Origin of the sequence: Phaeodactylibacter luteus (genome assembly GCF_007993045.1) — a bacterium.
Lineage (GTDB): Bacteria > Bacteroidota > Bacteroidia > Chitinophagales > Saprospiraceae > Phaeodactylibacter > Phaeodactylibacter luteus.
This window is the reverse complement of record NZ_VOOR01000178.1, coordinates 1-636: the sequence shown is the minus strand read 5'-3', so window position 1 is coordinate 636 and position 636 is coordinate 1. Positions and strand designations below refer to the sequence as shown.

At 56.8% G+C, this 636-nt stretch carries 1 protein-coding gene; it reads left to right on the top strand.

The genetic code is table 11. The features are described from left to right. A partial coding sequence (locus tag FRY97_RS22610) for an Ig-like domain-containing protein (RefSeq protein WP_170254863.1) occupies positions 1-636 on the top strand: 636 nt, incomplete at both ends.

The window sequence follows — 636 nt, the reverse complement described above, 5'->3', positions numbered from 1 at the left end:
TTCAACGAAGATGAGACTTCTATGGGGGATGTGTCGCTGAACGACTCTGACATAGAGACGCCCGACGGCGACCTGATCTTCACGCTCTTGGAAGATGTGGAGAACGGTACGCTCTCTTTCAACCCTGATGGCACCTTCACTTATACCCCTGATGCCGGTTTCAACGGTGCCGACTCTCTGTCTTATCAGGTATGCGATGACGATGCGCTGATGCCGCTTTGCGATACAGCGGTCGCATTGATCAATGTACAGACCATATTCATCCGCATCTTGCCCCGTGTTTACCTGCAGGGCGCCCTGGTAGAGACGAGCGGCCTCTTCCCTGATGTGCCATTGATGCGCGACGACCTGCGGCAGCAGGGCCTCCTGCCTGCAACAGAGCCATACTCTGGCATGACCGGATTTGTACATTTCGGCGAAGGCGGTGGCGAGCCCATCGACGGGCCAAGTGTATTTGGGGATTACGGCAACAACTCGATAGTCGACTGGGTGTTCATAGAGCTCCGCGATGAGAACAACCCGGCAACGGTCGTAGCCACGCGTGCGGCCCTGCTGCAGCGCGACGGAGATGTGGTAGACGTAGACGGTGTGTCGGCGGTAGTATTCGACGAGACCCTTGCGGGCACCTTCTATGTA